This window comes from Cellulosimicrobium sp. BMG9.23 (assembly GCF_059159985.1).
Genome location: NZ_JBZGBZ010000014.1, coordinates 17,227 through 34,460, shown reverse-complemented (window position 1 = coordinate 34,460; position 17,234 = coordinate 17,227). Strand labels below are relative to the sequence as shown.

The following is a 17,234-nucleotide window of genomic DNA, read 5'->3' as shown; positions in this document are numbered from 1 at the left end:
GCCCACCCGGGCGCGACGAGATGCGACTCGTTGCCGCCCGGACGTCGGCCGAGACGACCACTTCTCGCATCTCGCGACGTCAGGCAAAGGAGATCTCCGCCGCGGCGTCGACCATCTCGTCGAGGACCGCGCTGACCACCGGCCGGGGCTCGTGCCGCGTGGCGCGGTGCCGTGCGACGAGCCGGCGCGAACCGAGACCCGGCAGGCCGACGACCGTGACGCCGTCGGGCACCTCGTCGGACGCGCCGCCCTCGACCGCGAGCGCCGGGAGCATCGCGACCCCGAGCCCGACCGCGACGAGCGACAGCGCGACGTCGAAGTCGTAGTACAGGTGCTGCGTCCGCAGGGTTCCGCCGAGGCCCTTCGAGAGCCGGCGCAGCGCGCGCGCCGCGGCGGTGTCCGGCTGCGGCCCGAGCCAGACGGCGTCGCGCACGTCGTCGAGGCGGGCGGGGGTGGGCATCGAGGCGGGGACGACGAGCCGCCAGGGTTCCTCGAGCAGGACGACCTCGTGCGTGCCGCGTGGCGCGGGGGCCTCCGCGGCCTCGAAGTCTCGCTCGAGGAGGACGACGTCGAGCTCGCCGGCGCGCAGGAGGCGCAGGGCCTCGGCGGGCTCGCGCTCCTGCACGTCGAGTTCGATCCCGGGCGAGGTCTCGGCGAGGCGCGCCGCGACGGGAGCCACGACCGCGCGGATCGCGGACTGGAACGCCCCCACGGCGACACGACCCGCGACCTCGTCGCCCAGCGCGGCGAGCTCCTTGCGCGCCTCGACGAGCTCGGTCTCGATGCGCTCGGCGACGTCGGCGAGCACGCGCCCGGCCGGTGTGAGGGTCACGCCGCGCGGGCCGCGGTCGAGCACGAGGACGCCCTCCTCGGCCTCGAGCCGCTGGATCTGCTGCGAGACGGCGGACGGGGTGATTCCTAGCAGATCCGCTGCCGCGAGCACACCTCCGCCCCGGTGCACGGCAAGGAGGAAGGCAAGTCTGCGTGGGTCCGTCGCCATGTAGCGATACTAAACGGCTGGTCCAGCAGCGTTCGATTGTGCTGAACGAGAATCCCGCCCACACTGGTGCACGGCGCCGGTCGGTTTCCTCCTCCTTACGGGTCGGCGCCCGAGCTTCGCACCACCCGCGCCACCAGCCACGAGCCCGGAGCGCACAGCCACCGCAGCGTCGCGGAACCCCCCCTCCACCCACCTCCTCGTCGCCGGAGTCTGCTGTGCCCATCACCCTCGACACGTTCGTCATGCTCCTCGGCTGGATCGGCGCCGCCGCCGGCGTCGTCGCCTACGCGCAGGTCACCCGCGGCCGCTGGGCCGCGTCGTCCGCGCCCTTCCAGCTCACCAACCTCACGGCGGCCGGTCTCATGGGTCTCGTCGCGGCGACGAACGGCGTGTGGCCGTCCGTCTTCGCGAACCTCGTGTGGGTCGTCATCGGCGTCCAGGCCGTCGTGCTCATCCTCCGGGCACGCCGGGCCCGACGCCGCCCGGCCGCCGCGCCCGTGTCGGTGACCGACGGCGACCCGACGCCCGAAGAGGTCGTGCTCGCCGCCTGACGGCACGTCGCCGCGCGTGCCGCGGCGGTCAGCCGACCCGACCGGCCGCGCGTCCAGCCGGACCGGTCGCGGCGGTCGTCCCGGCGCGTCCCCTGGTCGTGGCGACGAGCAGCCCGCCCACGAGGAGCAGCACGAGCGCGGACGCGAGCACGGGCGACGTCGTCGCCCCGGTCGCGGCGAGCCCACCACCGGTCCCGGTGCTGCTGCCCGCCGGTCCTTCCGGGCCGGTCGGGTTACCGGACCCGGGAGGACCGGCCGGGGCATCGACGGGCGGCTCGACCGGCGGGTCGACGGGCGGGTCGACGGGCGGCTCGACCGGCGGGTCGACCGGCGGGTCGACCGGCGGGTCGACGATCAGCGTGAAGTCCTGGTCGAGGCGATTCTCGCCCGCGGCGCTCAGCGTCACCTGCCGTTCCGTCGACGTCGCGGTGTAGCCGGCGGGCACCGTGAGGCTGATCGCGTAGTCGCCCGGTGCGAGGTCGTCGACGTAGTACGTGCCGGCGGCGTCGGTCACGAGCTCGACCGGACCGTCCGGCCCGTCCACCGTCACGGTCGCTCCGGGCACCGGTGCGCCGTCGTCGTCCGAGATCACACCACCGACCGCCCCCGGCCGCGCGAGCGCGAAGTCGACGTCCGTGACGTCGTCGGCCGTGACGGTCACCGTCCGCGTCGTCGGTCCGTCAGCCGTGTAGCCGAACGGGACCTCGACGCTCACGGTGTACGCGCCCGGCGGGAGGAGCTCGGCCGCGTAGGTGCCGTCGGCGGCCGTCGGGATCGTGACCGTGCCGCTGGGGCCGGTGACCGTCACGACGGCGCCCGCGACAGGAGCGCCGCCCGCCGTGACCGCACCGGAGAGCGCCGGGGGAGCCTGGACGACGAAGTCGTTGCCCGTGCTGGGCGCCTCCCCCCCGACGTCGACGACGAGGGTCGGCGGCGTCGTCGTCACCGTGAAGCCCGCGGGCAGGTCCGCGAGGGCGAACGTGTACTCGAGCGGCTGGCCCGCCGCGACGTCCCACACCACGTCGTCGATGACGTACGCGCCCTGGGAGTTCGTGACCGCCGTCCGCGGCGGGCCCCCGTCGGCGGGCACCAGCGTGACGGTGGCGCCGGGGACGGGGACGCCGACGTCGGACAGGACCGTCCCGCTCACCGCGATGGGCTCGATCTCGCGAGCCGCGAGGTCGACCCCCGTCGCATCGGTCTCCGAGAGGTCGACGTCCGTGACCGTCCGCGACCCGTACGGGACGAGGCCGAACGGGAAGTCGCCGCCGGCCGTGGGCAGGGTCGTGAGCTCGACCGCATACCCGGCCGCGGCGGTGTAGCCCGGGAAGGAGTAGGTCCCGTCGGGCGCCGACGTCGTCGTCGCGAGGGCGGTGCCGTCCGGCCCGAAGAGCGTGAGGGTCGCCCCCGCGACCACCGAGCCCGTGGGGGCGCCGTCGGCGTCGACGAGGTCGACCACACCCGTGATGTCGCGCGCGAGGGAGGCGAACCAGGTCTGGTAGACGGGGAAACCCGACCTCTGGAAGAAGAAGATCGTCAGGCTGGTGACGGGGACGGTGGGCCGGAACCAGCCCGCCGCACCCGACGTGTCCGTGCCGGCCAGGTTGCCGGCCACCTCGCCGGTGACCGGGTCCCAGGTCGCGACGTCCGTCGCGCTGCCCGTGCACGACGGCCGCGGCGACACCGCGCAGTAGTTGAACCCTTCCTGCCAGCCGAGCTCCGCACCGGTGAGCAGCTGGCCGTCCTCGCCGCGCGCGACCACGACGGCGCGGTCCGCGTCGATGTCGCCCAGGACGAACGCCCACCCGCCTGCCGGCGTGGGGCGCTCGAACGTGTACGTGGTGGTCGACGGCGACGTCGCGTTGTCCGCGCGCGGCCGCAGGTTGAGGTACGCCTGCCCCTGGCTCGAGCCGAACACCGCACCGGGCGGCGTCGCGGTGCTCAGCCAGCTGCTCGCACCCGACTGCACGCCCACCTGCCCGCCGCGCGAGTCCGACGTCATGGTCGCCGCGGGGAAGCCGCCGGCGGGGAGCTGCATCGTCGTGGTCCACCCGCCCGCCGACCCGGTGAGGGGCTGCCAGTCGGCCCAGCCCGCCGTCGTCACGGCGCTCGCAGAGGTCGTGGGCACCAGCGCCGCGAGCAGCACGAGGAGGAGCGTGGCACAGCTGGCGAGTGCTCGTGTGACGTGGCCCACACGGGTCACAGTAGGAGACGCTTGCTCCGACCGCGCGGGAGACGGGCGCCGGGCCCGACGAGCCGGCAGCGCGGACCTCAGCCCGGCACGCCCGCGTCGTCGACGACGACGTCCACGACGAGCGCCCGGTGGTCCGACAGCCCCGTGTCCACGGCGACCGCGGGGCCGACCGCCTGCACCACCGGACCGCCGGGGGCGGCGTCGGCGAGCACGTGGTCGATCTGCCGCACCGGGCGGTCGGCCGGGTGTGTGAGGTGTTCCGCGAGCGCGTTCCACCCGCTGATCTCGGCGGGCTCGGGTGCCCGGAGGTTGAGGTCGCCGAGCACGACCAGCGGCCGGGGGAGCGGCGCGCAGGCGCGCACGAAGGACCGGAACTGGTCCGCCGTGAACTCGGGCCGGGACGTCGTGTGGGTCGTGACGACGGTCAGCGTGCCCCACGGCGTCCGCACCGCTGCCGCGAGCGCCGCTCGCGGCTCGTCGGGGACGACGCGGAGCGGGACCCAGCGCGCGGCGCCCGACCCGGCCGAGCGCCGTCGGACCCGCGACCGCCACGGCATGCGGTCGAGCTCGAGCCGGAGCCACCGGTCGACGGGGTACCGGCTCACGAGCCCGATGCCGAACGACGCGACGCCGGGGACCCGCCGGACGCCGCGGCCGGGGCGGCCCGCCGGCGCCCAGGCGCCGGACACGCCGCGCAACGTGGGGGACAGGTGGTGGTGCTCGGCGCCCAGCGCCTCGGCGGCGACGGCGACCAGGTCGGCCCGGCGGGAGCGCGGCGAGTCGCGCTCGACCTCCTGGAGCGCGAGGACGTCGGCGTCCAGCGCGGCCACGGCGCGCGCGAACCGCTCGACGTCGACGGTCCCGTCGAGCGCGGCGCCGTGCAGGGTGTTGAACGTCGCGAGGCGCAGCACGCCGTCGGGTCTGGGCGGCAGCGGCGACGGGGTCGGGGCGGTCGGCACCGCTCGATCCTCGCGCGCCCCGGCGACGGTCGCGACCAGACCCGCGAGATAGCGACCTCCGGCCACGAGCACCCCCGATCCTGGGTCGTGGGTCGCTATCTCGACCGGGGATCGCTATCTCGGGAGCTCGGGCAGGAGGTCAGAGCGTGCCTCGCCACGCGACGACTCGCTCGACGGCCTCGGCGACCGTCGTGGGCGCCGCCGCGAAGGAGAGCCGAACCCAGGCGCGCCCGTTCACGCCGTCGAAGTCGGTGCCCGGGGTCAGCGCGACCCCGGCCTCGGCGAGCAGCCGCTCGCACCACGTCACGGAGTCCATCCCGTCGCCCGACACGTCGGCGTAGACGTAGAACGCGCCGTCCGCGGGTGCGACGCGTGACCAGCCGAGGTCGTCGAGCCGGGAGAGGACGAGCTCGCGCGACGCCGCGTAGCGCGCGACGTTCTCCGCTGCGGCGGCGTACCCCTCGGGCGAGAACGCCGCGACGCCCGCGTGCTGGGCGAGCGCGGGGGGTGACAGCGCGACGTTGCCCGCGAGCGCGTCGACCGGTCCGACGAGCTCGTCGGGCAGCACGAGCCACCCGAGCCGCCAGCCCGTCATCGCCCAGTACTTGGAGAACGAGCTGACGACGACGGCGCCATCGCGCGTGTAACGGGCCGCCGTCGGCGAGCCGCCTCCGACGACCGCCTGCGGCCCACCGCCGAGGACCTCCGGCACCGATGTACGAGAGGAGGAGCCGTCGTCGTACACGATGCCGTGGTAGATCTCGTCGCTGACCAGCCGCACGTCGTGGTCGGTGCACCACGCGGCCACCGCCGCGAGCTCGTCCGGGAGGATCATCGTCCCGGTCGGGTTGGCGGGGCTCGCGAGCACGAGGCCGTCGAGACCGCCGCCGTAATAGGCCTCCATGAGCTGCGACACCGTCGGCTGGTAGCGCGTCTCCGGCCCGCAGTCGAGCTCCACGACCTCGCACCCGAGGGCGGCGAGGATGTTCTTGTACGCCGGGTACCCCGGGCGGGCGAGCGCGACGCGGTCGCCGACGTCGAACGCCGCGAGGAAGGCGAGGAGGAAGCCGCCCGACGACCCGGTCGTCACCGCGACGCGCGCGGGGTCCACCTCGACGTCGTACCAGCGGCCGTAGTGCTCGGCGATCGCGCGGCGCAGCGCGGGGACGCCGAGCGCCTCCGTGTACCCGAGGTCGCCGCTCTCGAGGAGCTCGATCGCGCGGCGCCGCACGACGTCCGACGCCCCCGTCGCCGGCTCACCCGCGCACAGGTTCAGCACCGACGCCCCGGCGTCGCGCAGCCGGTTCGCCTCGGCGAGCACCTGCATGACGGCGAACGGCGGCACGTGCGAGCGGCGCGAGACCTTCATCGACCCGGACATGCCCCCATCATGCCGCCGGCGACGCTCTGCCTAGGCTGGTCCCGAGACGAAACACCGAGCGATGCGACAGGAGACGCACCGTGTTCCGCAGACGACAGCGAGTGCCCGACGACGACCCGGTCCGCCGCGCGGCGCAGTACCGCGTCGACCGTGAGATCCAGCGGGAGGACGCCAGGGTCACAGACTCCGAGACCGACGAGGCCGAGACCGTGCGCACGCCGCGCCGGGTCCGGCCCGAGGACCGCGCGCGCTACGTCGACGTGGTGATCGACCAGGCGATCCGGCGCGGTGAGTTCGACGACCTGCCGCTCGCGGGCAAGCCGATCCCGGGCCTGACGGGCCGCCACGACCCGGACTGGTGGCTCAAGAGCGTCATCGAGCGCGAGCAGCTCACCGGGCTCGGCCCGCCCGCGATGCTGCTCAAGGCCGAGGACCGGGGCCTCGACGACCGCCTCGACCAGGAGCTCGACGAGAAGGTCGTCGGCGAGATCCTCGACGACTTCAACGCGCGCGTCGTCGACGCCCGCCGCCAGCTCCTCGGCGGGCCACCCGTCGTGACGCCGACGCGCGACGTCGAGACGGAGGTCGCGCGCTGGCGCGCCCGCCGCGCGAGCCGCTGAACCGCCGCCAGGGACGCCGAGCGGCCCGCGCCAGTCGCGCCTAGGGTCGGCCCCATGGCCGAGTGGCAGCCCGACGTCCTCGGGGACGACTACGAGCAGCTCACGCTGCCCCTCGCGCCCGACGACGAGGGCGACGTGGTCGCCACGCTCGTGCGGCGCCGTCGGGCCGGGGCGGACGCGACTGCGCCGGGCGGCACGGGCGGCCCCGAGCCCTACCTCGACGTCCTCTACGTGCACGGCTGGTCCGACTACTTCTTCCAGACCGGGCTCGCGGAGTTCTGGGAGGCCCACGGTGCGCGGTTCCACGCGCTCGACCTGCGCAAGTACGGCCGCTCCCTGCGCCCGGGCCAGACGCCGGGCTACGTCACGACCCTCGCGACGTACGACGAGGACGTCGAGGCGGCCCTGGACGCGATCGGTCACGGCACTCCGCGCACGAGCCGGCGCCGGCTCGTCCTCATGGGCCACTCCACGGGCGGGCTGACGCTCAGCCTGTGGGCGGCGCACCACCCGGGGCGGGCGTCCGCCGTCGTGCTCAACAGCCCCTGGCTCGAGTTCCAGACGCGCGAGGTGGGGCGGCTGCTGCTCGAGCCCGTGATCGGCGCCCGCGCCCGGCTGACCCCCACCCGCCCGCTGCCGAACGTGGACCTTGGCTTCTACACGCGGACCGTGAGCAAGGACTTCGGCGGCGAGTGGACGTACGACCTCGCGTGGCGTCCGCAGCACGGCTTCAGCACGACGCCCGCGTGGCTGACCGCGGTCTTCCACGGGCACCAGGAGGTCGCGCGCGGCCTCGGCATCGGGGTGCCCGTGCTCGTCCTGCTGTCCACGCGCAGCACGCTCGCGCCCCGCTGGGTCCCGGAGATGGCGCACACCGACACGGCGATCGACGTGGACGGCGTCGCCCGGCGGTCCGTCCAGCTCGGCGACCTGGTGACGGTCGCGCGCATCGACGGCGCGCTGCACGACGTCGTGCTCTCCGCCCGCCCGGTGCGCGCGCTCGCGTACGGGCGCCTCGCGCAGTGGCTCACGGCATACCTCCCCGCGCCGGTCCGCCCGGCCGACGACGAGGCCTCCTCGCCGAGGTCCGAGCAGCCGGGCGCGGGGCCCGTGGACGACGGCGCGCCCACCGCGCACGGGGCGCGTCGCCTCGTGCGGGTGCTGCACGGCTGGGGGCGCCGGGTCGCACGGACGGCGGGGACCGTCGTCGGGCAGGTCCGGGGACGCGTCCGCGGACGGGCACGCGGACAGGCAGGCGGACAGGCAGGCGGACAGGCACAGCGTCGCGGGACGCGTCACACCGCGGAAACGCAGCGGTGACCCCGCGGTGACGGTGCGGCCCTAGCGTGCGGTCGACGGTGGCCTCCGGCCGCCGACCGGACGAGGGAGGGCTGCCCATGACCCAGGCGACCGAGCGCGAGACGGAGCGCGCCACGGATCCCGTCGACGAGGTGCCGCGGTTCGCGCGGCTCTTCCCGCTCGGGCTGCAGCACGTCCTCGCGATGTACGCCGGCGCCGTCGCGGTGCCGCTCATCGTGGGCGGCGCGCTCGGGTACTCCGCGCAGGACCTCGCGTTCCTCATCAGCGCAGACCTGTTCGTCGCGGGCCTCGCGTCGATCCTCCAGTCCGTCGGGTTCTGGCGGTTCGGCGTGCGGCTGCCGCTCATGCAGGGCGTGACGTTCGCGGCCGTGGGCCCGATGATCACGATCGGCACGACGTACGACATCACGGCGGTGTTCGGCGCGACGATCGCGTGCGGGCTCTTCATGATCCTCGTCGCGCCGTTCTTCTCGGCGCTGCTGCGGTTCTTCCCGCCGATCGTCACCGGGACCGTCATCCTCATCATCGGTGTGACGCTGATGGACGTCGCGGCGGGCTGGATCACGGCGCAGGGCGAGAGCGCGGCGCCGTCGGACCTCGCGCTCGCCGCGGGGACGCTGCTGTTCGTCGTGCTCGTCGAGCGGTTCGCGCCGCCAGCACTCGCACGGGTCTCGGTGCTGCTGGGGCTCGCGCTCGGCACGCTCGTCGCCCTCCCGATGGGCAAGGTCGACTGGTCGGGCGTGGGCGAGGCGGGCTGGTTCGCGCTCGTCACGCCGTTCCACTTCGGCCTTCCGACCTTCCCCGTCGCGGCCGTGCTCTCGATGCTGGTCGTCGGGCTCGTCATCATGACCGAGACGACGGGCGACATGATCGCCGTCGGCGAGATCGTCGAGAAGCCGGTGACGAGGAGGCGCCTCGCGGACGGCCTGCGCGCCGACGGCCTGTCGACCGTGATCGGCGGCGCGTTCAACACGTTCCCGTACACGGCGTTCGCGCAGAACGTGGGCCTGGTGAGCCTGACGAACGTGAAGTCCCGGTACGTCGCGACGATGGCCGGCGCGATCCTCGTCGTGCTGGGCCTCGTGCCGAAGGTCGGGGCGGTCGTCGAGGGCGTGCCGAGCGCGGTGCTCGGCGGCGCGGGCGTCGCGCTGTTCGGCATGGTCGCCGCGTCCGGCATCCGGTCGCTGACCAAGGTGACGTTCACGAACAAGAACATCCTCGTCGTCGCGATCTCGCTCGGCGTCGCGCTCCTGCCGACCGTGAAGCCGGAGATCTACGCCGAGTTCCCGCAGTGGTTCCGGCTGATCTTCGACTCGGGCATCAGCTCGGGCGCGATCTGCGCGATCCTGCTCAACCTGCTGCTCAACGGCGACCAGCTCCGTGCCTCGCGGGACGCGTCGCGGCAGGACGAGCAGGAGCTCGCGCCGCACGACGCGCTGCGCGGCCCGGCCCCCGCGGTCACGACGTACGACGAGGCGACCGCCGCGCCGTCGGGCGAGCCGGAGCCGGGCACACCGGACCGCTGACCGCTGGGGCGGGGAATGGGCTCGGTTCCGACCGGTGGACCAGGCCCATTGCCCGCCCACAGCGTGTCCCCGGTCAGCGGAGCGCAGCGCGCACGTGCTCCACGACGCCGTCCGCGGCCGCCTCGACCTCGGCCAGGCAGTCCTGGAAGTCCTGCGCGCCGCCGTACCAGGGGTCGGCGACGTCGAGGACGGTCTCGGGCTCGCCCGGCGCGACGTGCGGCGCGGCGGGGTCGAACGAGCGGTACATCCGGAGCCGCTCCGCGAGAACGGTCGCACCGGGCCCGGCCGCACCGGGCCGGGCCGCCCCGCGACGGCCCTCCGCGAGGCCTCGGAGCGCCCGCGCGTGCTGCGTCGTCATCGCGAGCACGAGGTCGCGCGACGCGAGCTCGTCGGCCCGGACCTGACGGGCGCGGTGCGTCCCGTCGACGGCGTACCCGTGCTCGAGGAGGACGGTCCGCGCCCGGCGGTCGATCGGGTTGCCACGCTCTTCGTCGCTCACCCCCGTCGAGTCGACGACCACGCGGTCGCCCAGACCCGCCGCCTCGAACCGGTCGCGGAGCACGACCTCGGCCATCGCGGATCGACAGATGTTGCCGGTACAGACGATCATCACGCGGTACGGCTCGCTCATGTCCGTCATTCTGCCCGGTGGCGCCCGCGCCGCGGAGGACGGAGGTTGGACCTGCGGAGCGAGGCCGTCGAGCACCCGAGGAGACCTGCATGACCGTCGTGAACCCCCCGAACGACCTGCGCGAGTACATCGAGTACCTGCGCGACCGTGGCTACACGGTCCGGGACGGGCACTCGCCCGACCCGGACCTCATCGACCCCGAGGGGAACCCGGTCTACACGTGGCAGGAGGGGTATCCGTACGAGTCGCTCATGGACCGGGACGAGTACGAGCTCGAGAAGTACCGGCTGCAGGTCGAGCTGCTCAAGTTCCAGTACTGGCTGGAGGACAACGACCGGCGCGCGATCATCCTCTTCGAGGGCCGGGACGCGGCGGGCAAGGGCGGGACGATCAAGCGGTTCACGGAGCACCTCAACCCGCGCACCGCGCGCGTGGTCGCGCTGTCCAAGCCGAGCGACCGCGAGCGCGGGCAGTGGTATTTCCAGCGCTACGTCCAGCACCTGCCGACGGCGGGCGAGATCGTCATGTTCGACCGGTCCTGGTACAACCGCGCGGGCGTCGAGCGCGTGATGGGCTTCTGCTCCGACGAGGAGTACCGGACCTTCATGACGCAGGCGCCGGCGTTCGAGCGGATGCTCGTCGACTCGGGCATCCACGTGACCAAGCTGTGGTTCTCCGTGTCCCGCACCGAGCAGCGCACGCGGTTCGCGATCCGCCAGCTGGACCCGGTGCGGCGGTGGAAGCTCTCCCCGATGGACCTGGCCTCGCTGGACCGCTGGGAGGACTACACGGCGGCCAAGGAGGAGATGTTCCGGAGCACCGACAAGCGGTACGCGCCGTGGACGATCATCCGGTCCAACGACAAGAAGCGGGCGCGGATCAACGCGATGCGCCACTTCCTCACCCGGTTCGACTACGACGGCAAGGACCACGCGGTCGTCGGGACACCCGACCCGCTCCTCGTCATCCGGAGGAAGAACGAGCCGGCCGACGAGTAGCACCCGACGCGCAGCGGCGCAGGGTCGCCCCTACCGTGGACGCATGACGATCAGGGCGGGGTCGGGGCGCATCGCGGTGACCGGCGCGAGCGGCCTGCTGGGCTCGAAGCTCGCGTTCCGGCTCGCCGCCGAGGGCGCGCCGCAGCGCCTCGTCGTGCGCGACGCCGCCCGCGCACCGAGCCTCCGGGACGACCCGTTGCCCGAGTCCGACGTCGCGGTCGTCGGCGACTACACGGACACACCCGCCATGGTCCGGGCGTTCACGGGCTGCGACACGGTGTTCCTCGTGTCCGCGCGCGAGGACGCGGACCGCGTCGCCACGCACCGGGCCGCAATCGACGCGGCGGTCGTCGCGGGCGTCGAGCGGCTCGTCTACGTCTCGTTCGTCGGCGCCTCGCCCGACGCCGTGTTCACCTTCGCGCGCGACCACTGGCACACCGAGCAGTACGTCCGCGGGACCGGCCTGCGGCACACGTTCCTGCGCGACAACCTGTACCACCGCGGGCTCGCGCTCATGGTCGGCGACGACGGCGTGATCCGCGGCCCGGCGGGCGACGGCCGCGTGGCGTCGGTCTCGCACGACGACATCGCCGACGTCGCGACCGCCGTCCTCCTCGACGAGCGCCGGCACCGGCACGACGACGCCGTCTACGACCTCACCGGCCCCGAGGCCCTGACGCTCGCCGAGGTCGCGGCGCTGCTCTCGGCGGGGGCCGGCCGGGAGATCACGTACCACCCGGAGACCGTCGAGGAGGCGTACGCGTCGCGTGCGAGGTACGGGGCGCCGCCGTTCGAGGTCGACGGGTGGGTGTCGTCGTACACGGCCGTCGCCGCGGGCGAGCTCGCGCACGTCAGCGACACCGTGCGGCGCTTCACCGAGCGCCCGGCACGCTCGTTCGCGGGCTGGCTCGACGACTACCCCGACGAGTGGGCCCACCTGCGCCGCTGATCGCGAGATCGACCCGTGCGTCGCGAGGTCGACCTTCAGAAGGTCGATCTGGTGACGCCAGGGTCGATCTCGCGGTGGTTCTCCTCCGTGCGCGAAAACCCCTGGCGCGGTCCGCGCGGTCGGACGTACCGTCGTCGTACACGCGAAAGGAGGTGATCCGAGAAGTGAAGACTCTTCGGACTCGTGAGGTGGTTGCGCGCTAGTCGTCGCGCAACCGATTCGACAGACGGACCGGATGCGGTGAGCCCGTGAACCGGGCGGGACCTCCCGACGGGAGGTTCCCGACGGCGAGCGAGTACCACGCGACCACCGGGGCCCGCGGGCGTCGTGCCCTCGTCCAGCACGACAGGGGAGGTCACCTCTCCAGCCCGCGGGCCTTTCCGTGCCCGCACGGACCCGTCACGCGGCCGACCCGCGCTCCTGTCTCGCGCGGTCGTCCGCGCGCAGCGCGCCGTAGCGGCGCCACTGGCGCACCGCGGCCCGCGCCACGACGGCGCTCGCCACGACGCCGATCACGACCCACCACCACGGGAACGGGTCGTCCGCGTGCGGGACCCGCGGGTTTTCGCTCCACCCCTCGGCCTGGGCGCGCTGCCAGGTGAGCGCGACGAACCCGGACACGAGCAGCGGCAGCAGGGCAGCCACCGAGAGGACCCCGGCGAACGCCCGCGCCTGCGCGGTGTCACCGACGAAGCGCGGGCCGCGCATCAGTACGGGCTCCGCGCGACGACGAGGAACCGCGGCGCCTCGTCGACGAACTCGTGACCTGCCGCGAAGTGCAGGTGCAGCGCACGCAGGGGCGCCTCGAACCGGGCGACCGCCGCGGGTGACAGGCTCGCGAGCTCGGGGACCTGCCACGCGACGACGCGCAGGTACCAGAGCAGGGACCCGAGGTCCCGGAACCGCCGCAGACCCTCGTGCTCGCGCGCGACGTCGACCACGAGACCCGCGTCGCGCAGCACCTCGACCGCGCCGTCGAGCGTCACCGAGTCGGGGTCCCAGGGGAGGTCGACGCCGAGCGCCGCGCACAGGCGGATCCCGTCGCGCGTGTCGACCTGCTGCGTGAGGAACACGCCGCCGGGTTCCAGGACCCGACGCACCTCGTCCGGGTCGAACTCCTCGTGGCGGTCCAGGACGACGGCGAACTGGCCGTCGAAGAACGGCAGGACCTGGTCCTCGCCGGCCTCGACGGCGCGGACCTCCACGCCCAGCGGCGCGAGCCGACGGCGCGCCACCGGCAGGTTCGGCGCCCAGCCCTCGGTCGCGGCCGACCCGGCGGGGAACGGCCCGAGCGCCGAGAGCACCTCGCCGCCCCCGGTACCGAGGTCGAGGACGGGCCCGCGGCCGCCCGCCACGAGCTCGCGCGCGAGCGCGGGGTAGTCCCACGGGAGAGGCTCCTCGACGACCCGTCCGGCCACCGGGGACAGGTCGAACCCGGCCACGGGCACGGAACGGGCCCACTCGACGTGGGCCTCGAAGGACGCGTCGCGGGCGGGTGGGGCAGGGCGCTCGGGGACCGCGTCGGACATGCTGCGATTGTGCCCCGCGCACCTGGGAGGTGCCCGGAGGCGGCGCGAGACGTACCCCACGCGACCCCCGCGCGACGGGGATGGGATGGGGACCTCTCCCCGTCGCCGTGGGCCGACGTCGCGGGGTAGCCTCCCGGGGCGCGTGCCGTCCGGCACGGCGGGCCAGGAAGGACGGACGACGTGAGCGGATTCTGGGGAGCCGACGTCAACCAGCTGCGCAACCTCGCGCAGTCGTTGCAGTCCGCGTCGGAGCAGCTGACGTCGACGACGGCCCAGGTGTCCTCGCTCGTCGAGTCCTCCACGAGCTGGCAGGGGGACGACGCGGCGCAGTTCCGCAGCGAGTGGTCGGGGACGTCGATGGCGCTCCTGCGCGGCGTGAGCCAGACGCTCGCGGACGCGTCGCAGGCCGTGCTCCGCAACGCGCAGCAGCAGCACGACGCGAGCACCGAGGGCGGCTCCATCGCGTCGCCGGGCGTCCCGTCCCCGGGCGGTCCCGGCTCGCCGGGCGGCCCCGCCGGCCCGCTCGGCGGCCCGGGCACGAACGGGACGATCTGGGACGTGCTCGGCGTCGGCACCGCGGGCGTGGGGCTGCTCATGGACGGCTGGAAGGGCTGGAAGGTGGGGACCGCGCTGAACGGGTTCCTCCAGGCCAGCCGCCTCGCGGACGTGTCCGACGCCGCGGCGAGCGCCTCGGTCTTCGCACGCAACATGGTCTTCGCGGACGCCGAGGGCCTGCTCGCGCGGCTCGGCACGGCGGGTCGGCTGGCGGGAGGCGTGGGCGGCGCGTTCAGCATCTACGGCGGGATGCAGCAGATGTTCAACACGCAGTACGACGGCGTGCGCGGCGGCGTCGACCGGGTCATGGGCGGGCTGTCCGTGGTCAGCGGTGCGGGCACCATCGGGCTCATGCTCGGCGCGGCGCCGCTGCTGGGCCCGGTCGGCGTGGGCATCGTCGTCGGGGCCGGTGTCGTCGCCGGCGCGTGGGCGCTCGGCAACCTCGTGGTCGACAACTGGGACGCGATCTCGGGCTTCGTGTCCGACCCGGGCCCGTATCTCGCCGACGGCTGGAACGCCGTGTCCGACTTCGCGGGCGACGCCGCGGATACCATCGGGGACGTCGCGTCCGACGTCGGGGACGCGGTCGGCGACGGGCTCTCCGCCGCCGGTGACTTCGTCGGAGGGCTCTTCTCGTGACCGAGCAGACGACCATGCGCTGGTCCACCAGCGACATCGCGGCCGCCGAGGGGACCCTCGCGCGGGTCGTGCCCGGCGAGGCGACGGTGATCGGCGTCCTCACGGACGAGGAGGTCGTGGTCCTGGACGGGCTCCAGAACGCGCAGATCGTGCCGACGCCGTGGCTCGAGGCGCAGGAGGATGCGGACCGCTCGCTCGTCGGCCGGGTCGCGCTGCGCTCGCTCCTCGCCCGCGGGCTCGTCACCCCGGGCGCCGGCACCGGCACGGACCCGGGCACAGGGACGGGCTCGGGCTCGACCGACGGCGGCGCGGACGTCTCGATCGAGGCGGTGCCCGAGGTGACGGGACCGCTCGTCCTGCGCCGGACCGCGCAGTCGATCCTCTCGGCCGAGCGCGTGACCTCCGGCGGCCGACACTGGGTGTTCTGCTACGTCCACGAGGACGGCCGCGTGCTCGAGGAGGAGGTGTCGCGCAGCGGTCACCACTCGTTCGTCGTGTACGCGCTCGACCATCTCGGTGAACGCCTCGCACCGTTCCTCGACCCCGAGCGCTCGGCCGTGCTCGACGGCCGCGAGCGCGCGCTCGACGCCGCCACCCTGCGTGCGGGCGCTGCCGACGTCCCGGGGCTCGCGACAGCCCGCGCCGCGACGACGCTCAGCGCCGTCCACGCCGGCTCGGAGCAGCTCGTCACCGTCACGGTCTACGCCGGCCCCGACGGCGTGTTCGTGCTGCGCGGCACCGAGCACGACGCGTCCGGCGCCCCGTCGTCGTACACGCTCGCCGAGGCCGGAGCGGGCACGCTCGTCGCGCTCCCCGGGACGCTGGTCACCGCATGAGCGCCCCGTACGGACCCGGTCCCGGCGCACCCGGCCCCGACTCGTACGGGCCCGGCAGCGCCGGACCTCCGCGACCGACGGGCGACCGCGCGACCCGCAAGGTGCGCGCGACCGTCGCCCGGTACCCCGAGCTGGGCGCGCTGCGGCATGTCGAGGCGAACACGCCCCCGCTGCGCGCGTATGTCGTCACGGCGGTCGTCATCCTCGCGTTCACGGTGGGCGTCGTGCTCGGCAACGGTGACGTGGTCGATGCGCTCGCGGTCGCGCCCGCGTGGGTCGCGATCGCCGCGGTCATCCTGTGGTTCATCGGGTCGGAGAAGCTGCTCGTGCTCGAGCGGGGGATCGTCATCGGGTCGTTCGCACCGTTCCTGCGCCCGTACGTCGTCCCGTTCGCGGAGATCGACGCATGGTCCGTCGGGGCCGTGGACAAGTTCGTGCGCCTCGGGCGCATGACGGCGAGCCAGGGCCTCGCGTCGACGGGCCGCGGCGCGCTGTGGTCCCGGTACGCGGTCGTCTTCGTGGGCCCCCCGGCGATCGTCGCGCGCCGTCACCGTGCACGCGTAGCGGGGGCGCTCGACGTCTCCGAGCGCACCGTCCGCGGCGGGACGCTCTGGTGGTTCGCGACGCGCGGCCGCCCCGACCGCCTCGTCCACGCCCTCGCCGGCGCCCTGCACGCGGCCGGCGCGCCGGGCGCCGACGGCATCGTGGCACGCGCGCTGCCGCCGACCGTCCTGTCGGGCAAGCCCGAGGACGCGTCCACCCAGCTGCCCGGCCTCCAGCAGCGCGGGCGGTAGTGGCAGGTCCGCAGGTCGCGGCGTCCGGGGACCGGGCGACGCGCAAGGTGCGCCACTGGGCCCACGCGTCGCGGCTCGGCCGTCTGCGCCACGTGGAGGCTGCGACGCCGAACGTGCCGGGGTGGGTCGTCGTCGTCGGCTTCGGGCTGTTCGTGGCCGGCGGCGGCCTCGCCGACGGCGACCTGGTCGGGGCCGCCGTCCTCGCCGGTGTGTGGGCCGTCGTGACAGGGGTCGGCCTGTGGTTCATGGGCTCCGAGAAGCTGCTCGTGCTGGACCGGGGGATCGTCATCGGCTCGTTCGCGCCGTTCTTGCGCCCCTGCGTCGTCCCGTTCACCGGCCTCGACGCCCGGACCGTGTCGGCCGTGGTGGCGAACCAGCGCACGCTGGGCCTCCTGCTCGCGGACCGCGGGGTCTCCGGCGCGTCACGCACCGTCCTGTGGTCGCGTCGACCCGTCACGTTCATGGCCGTCTCACCGCAGGTCGCGCGCCACGCCTGGGCGCAGGGTCACGCCGTCGACCTGGCGAGCGCCCCTGGGTACGACCTCTGGGTCTTCTCGACGCGCCGCACGTCCTGCCAGGCGCGCCTCGTCCACGCGCTCGCCGCGGCGATGCTCGACGCACGCGTCCCGGGCGCCGACGGCGTGACCACCCACGCGCTCCCGCCGCGGCCCCTGCGGTCCACCGTCGCGGACGCGGACCACCTCGGCATCCCCGAGCGCTTCCGCCGCGCCCCGCTCCGTCGCTCCTGACCT

Annotated in this window: 17 protein-coding genes; 10 read left to right on the top strand and 7 right to left on the bottom strand. The window is 74.5% G+C overall.

The window, feature by feature from the left end:
- Positions 1-79: 79 nt before the first annotated feature.
- Positions 80-1,000 (bottom strand): LysR family transcriptional regulator, encoded by a 921-nt coding sequence (locus AC4H2G_RS20925; protein ID WP_494367667.1) that lies wholly within the window; start codon positions 998-1,000, stop codon positions 80-82.
- Positions 1,001-1,215: 215 nt separating this feature from the next.
- Here AC4H2G_RS20925 and AC4H2G_RS20920 point away from each other — a divergent pair, with 215 nt between their 5' ends.
- Positions 1,216-1,551 (top strand): CBU_0592 family membrane protein, encoded by a 336-nt coding sequence (locus AC4H2G_RS20920; protein ID WP_494367666.1) that lies wholly within the window; start codon positions 1,216-1,218, stop codon positions 1,549-1,551.
- 28 nt (positions 1,552-1,579) lie between these two features.
- Here the strand turns inward: AC4H2G_RS20920 and AC4H2G_RS20915 are convergent, their stop codons facing one another.
- The 3 genes from AC4H2G_RS20915 to AC4H2G_RS20905 form a co-directional block, all read right to left on the bottom strand.
- On the bottom strand, positions 1,580-3,745 hold the full coding sequence (locus tag AC4H2G_RS20915; RefSeq protein ID WP_494367665.1) for an MSCRAMM family protein: 2,166 nt from the start codon (positions 3,743-3,745) through the stop codon (positions 1,580-1,582).
- A 77-nt stretch (positions 3,746-3,822) separates the two neighbouring features.
- Positions 3,823-4,776 carry an endonuclease/exonuclease/phosphatase family protein gene (locus tag AC4H2G_RS20910; RefSeq protein ID WP_494367664.1) on the bottom strand — a complete coding sequence of 318 codons (954 nt, stop codon included), beginning with the start codon at positions 4,774-4,776 and terminating at the stop codon, positions 3,823-3,825.
- 67 nt (positions 4,777-4,843) lie between these two features.
- Positions 4,844-6,073 (bottom strand): pyridoxal phosphate-dependent aminotransferase, encoded by a 1,230-nt coding sequence (locus tag AC4H2G_RS20905; RefSeq protein ID WP_494367682.1) that lies wholly within the window; start codon positions 6,071-6,073, stop codon positions 4,844-4,846.
- A gap of 92 nt (positions 6,074-6,165) precedes the next feature.
- On the opposite strand from AC4H2G_RS20905, the gene AC4H2G_RS20900 reads away from it, so the two are divergent.
- From AC4H2G_RS20900 to AC4H2G_RS20890, 3 genes are all read left to right on the top strand, one after another.
- Positions 6,166-6,705 (top strand): DnaJ family domain-containing protein, encoded by a 540-nt coding sequence (locus tag AC4H2G_RS20900; RefSeq protein ID WP_494367663.1) that lies wholly within the window; start codon positions 6,166-6,168, stop codon positions 6,703-6,705.
- A 54-nt stretch (positions 6,706-6,759) separates the two neighbouring features.
- Positions 6,760-8,025 (top strand): alpha/beta hydrolase, encoded by a 1,266-nt coding sequence (locus AC4H2G_RS20895; RefSeq protein ID WP_494367662.1) that lies wholly within the window; start codon positions 6,760-6,762, stop codon positions 8,023-8,025.
- A gap of 77 nt (positions 8,026-8,102) precedes the next feature.
- Positions 8,103-9,551, top strand: a complete 1,449-nt coding sequence (locus tag AC4H2G_RS20890) for a nucleobase:cation symporter-2 family protein (protein WP_494367661.1) — start codon at positions 8,103-8,105, stop codon at positions 9,549-9,551.
- Positions 9,552-9,624: 73 nt separating this feature from the next.
- Here AC4H2G_RS20890 and AC4H2G_RS20885 read toward each other — a convergent pair whose 3' ends face one another.
- A complete protein-coding gene (locus AC4H2G_RS20885; protein ID WP_494367660.1) occupies positions 9,625-10,182 on the bottom strand; it encodes a low molecular weight protein-tyrosine-phosphatase in 558 nt (185 codons plus the stop codon).
- Positions 10,183-10,271: 89 nt separating this feature from the next.
- Here AC4H2G_RS20885 and ppk2 point away from each other — a divergent pair, with 89 nt between their 5' ends.
- Both ppk2 and AC4H2G_RS20875 read left to right on the top strand, forming a co-directional pair.
- Positions 10,272-11,180, top strand: coding sequence for a polyphosphate kinase 2 (ppk2, locus tag AC4H2G_RS20880; RefSeq protein ID WP_494367659.1), 909 nt, complete (start codon positions 10,272-10,274; stop codon positions 11,178-11,180).
- Between the two features lie 43 nt (positions 11,181-11,223).
- Positions 11,224-12,129 carry an SDR family oxidoreductase gene (locus tag AC4H2G_RS20875; RefSeq protein WP_494367658.1) on the top strand — a complete coding sequence of 302 codons (906 nt, stop codon included), beginning with the start codon at positions 11,224-11,226 and terminating at the stop codon, positions 12,127-12,129.
- Between the two features lie 399 nt (positions 12,130-12,528).
- Here the strand turns inward: AC4H2G_RS20875 and AC4H2G_RS20870 are convergent, their stop codons facing one another.
- Positions 12,529-12,837, bottom strand: a complete 309-nt coding sequence (locus AC4H2G_RS20870; RefSeq protein ID WP_494367657.1) for a hypothetical protein — start codon at positions 12,835-12,837, stop codon at positions 12,529-12,531.
- Entirely contained in the window at positions 12,837-13,658 is an 822-nt protein-coding gene (locus AC4H2G_RS20865; RefSeq protein ID WP_494367656.1) for a class I SAM-dependent methyltransferase, read from the bottom strand. Before AC4H2G_RS20865 ends, AC4H2G_RS20870 begins: the two co-directional genes overlap by 1 nt.
- A gap of 180 nt (positions 13,659-13,838) precedes the next feature.
- On the opposite strand from AC4H2G_RS20865, the gene AC4H2G_RS20860 reads away from it, so the two are divergent.
- The 4 genes from AC4H2G_RS20860 to AC4H2G_RS20845 are packed head-to-tail and all read left to right on the top strand — an operon-like array spanning position 13,839 to position 17,231.
- Positions 13,839-14,852, top strand: coding sequence for a WXG100 family type VII secretion target (locus AC4H2G_RS20860; protein ID WP_494367655.1), 1,014 nt, complete (start codon positions 13,839-13,841; stop codon positions 14,850-14,852).
- A gap of 14 nt (positions 14,853-14,866) precedes the next feature.
- The gene (locus AC4H2G_RS20855) at positions 14,867-15,688 is read left to right on the top strand and encodes a hypothetical protein (protein ID WP_494367654.1); all 822 of its coding nucleotides are present in this window, start codon (positions 14,867-14,869) and stop codon (positions 15,686-15,688) included.
- On the top strand, positions 15,685-16,482 hold the full coding sequence (locus AC4H2G_RS20850; protein WP_494367653.1) for a hypothetical protein: 798 nt from the start codon (positions 15,685-15,687) through the stop codon (positions 16,480-16,482). Before AC4H2G_RS20855 ends, AC4H2G_RS20850 begins: the two co-directional genes overlap by 4 nt.
- Complete coding sequence (locus AC4H2G_RS20845) at positions 16,482-17,231, top strand: hypothetical protein (RefSeq protein WP_494367652.1); 750 nt, start codon at positions 16,482-16,484, stop codon at positions 17,229-17,231. Before AC4H2G_RS20850 ends, AC4H2G_RS20845 begins: the two co-directional genes overlap by 1 nt.
- Positions 17,232-17,234: the final 3 nt, after the last annotated feature.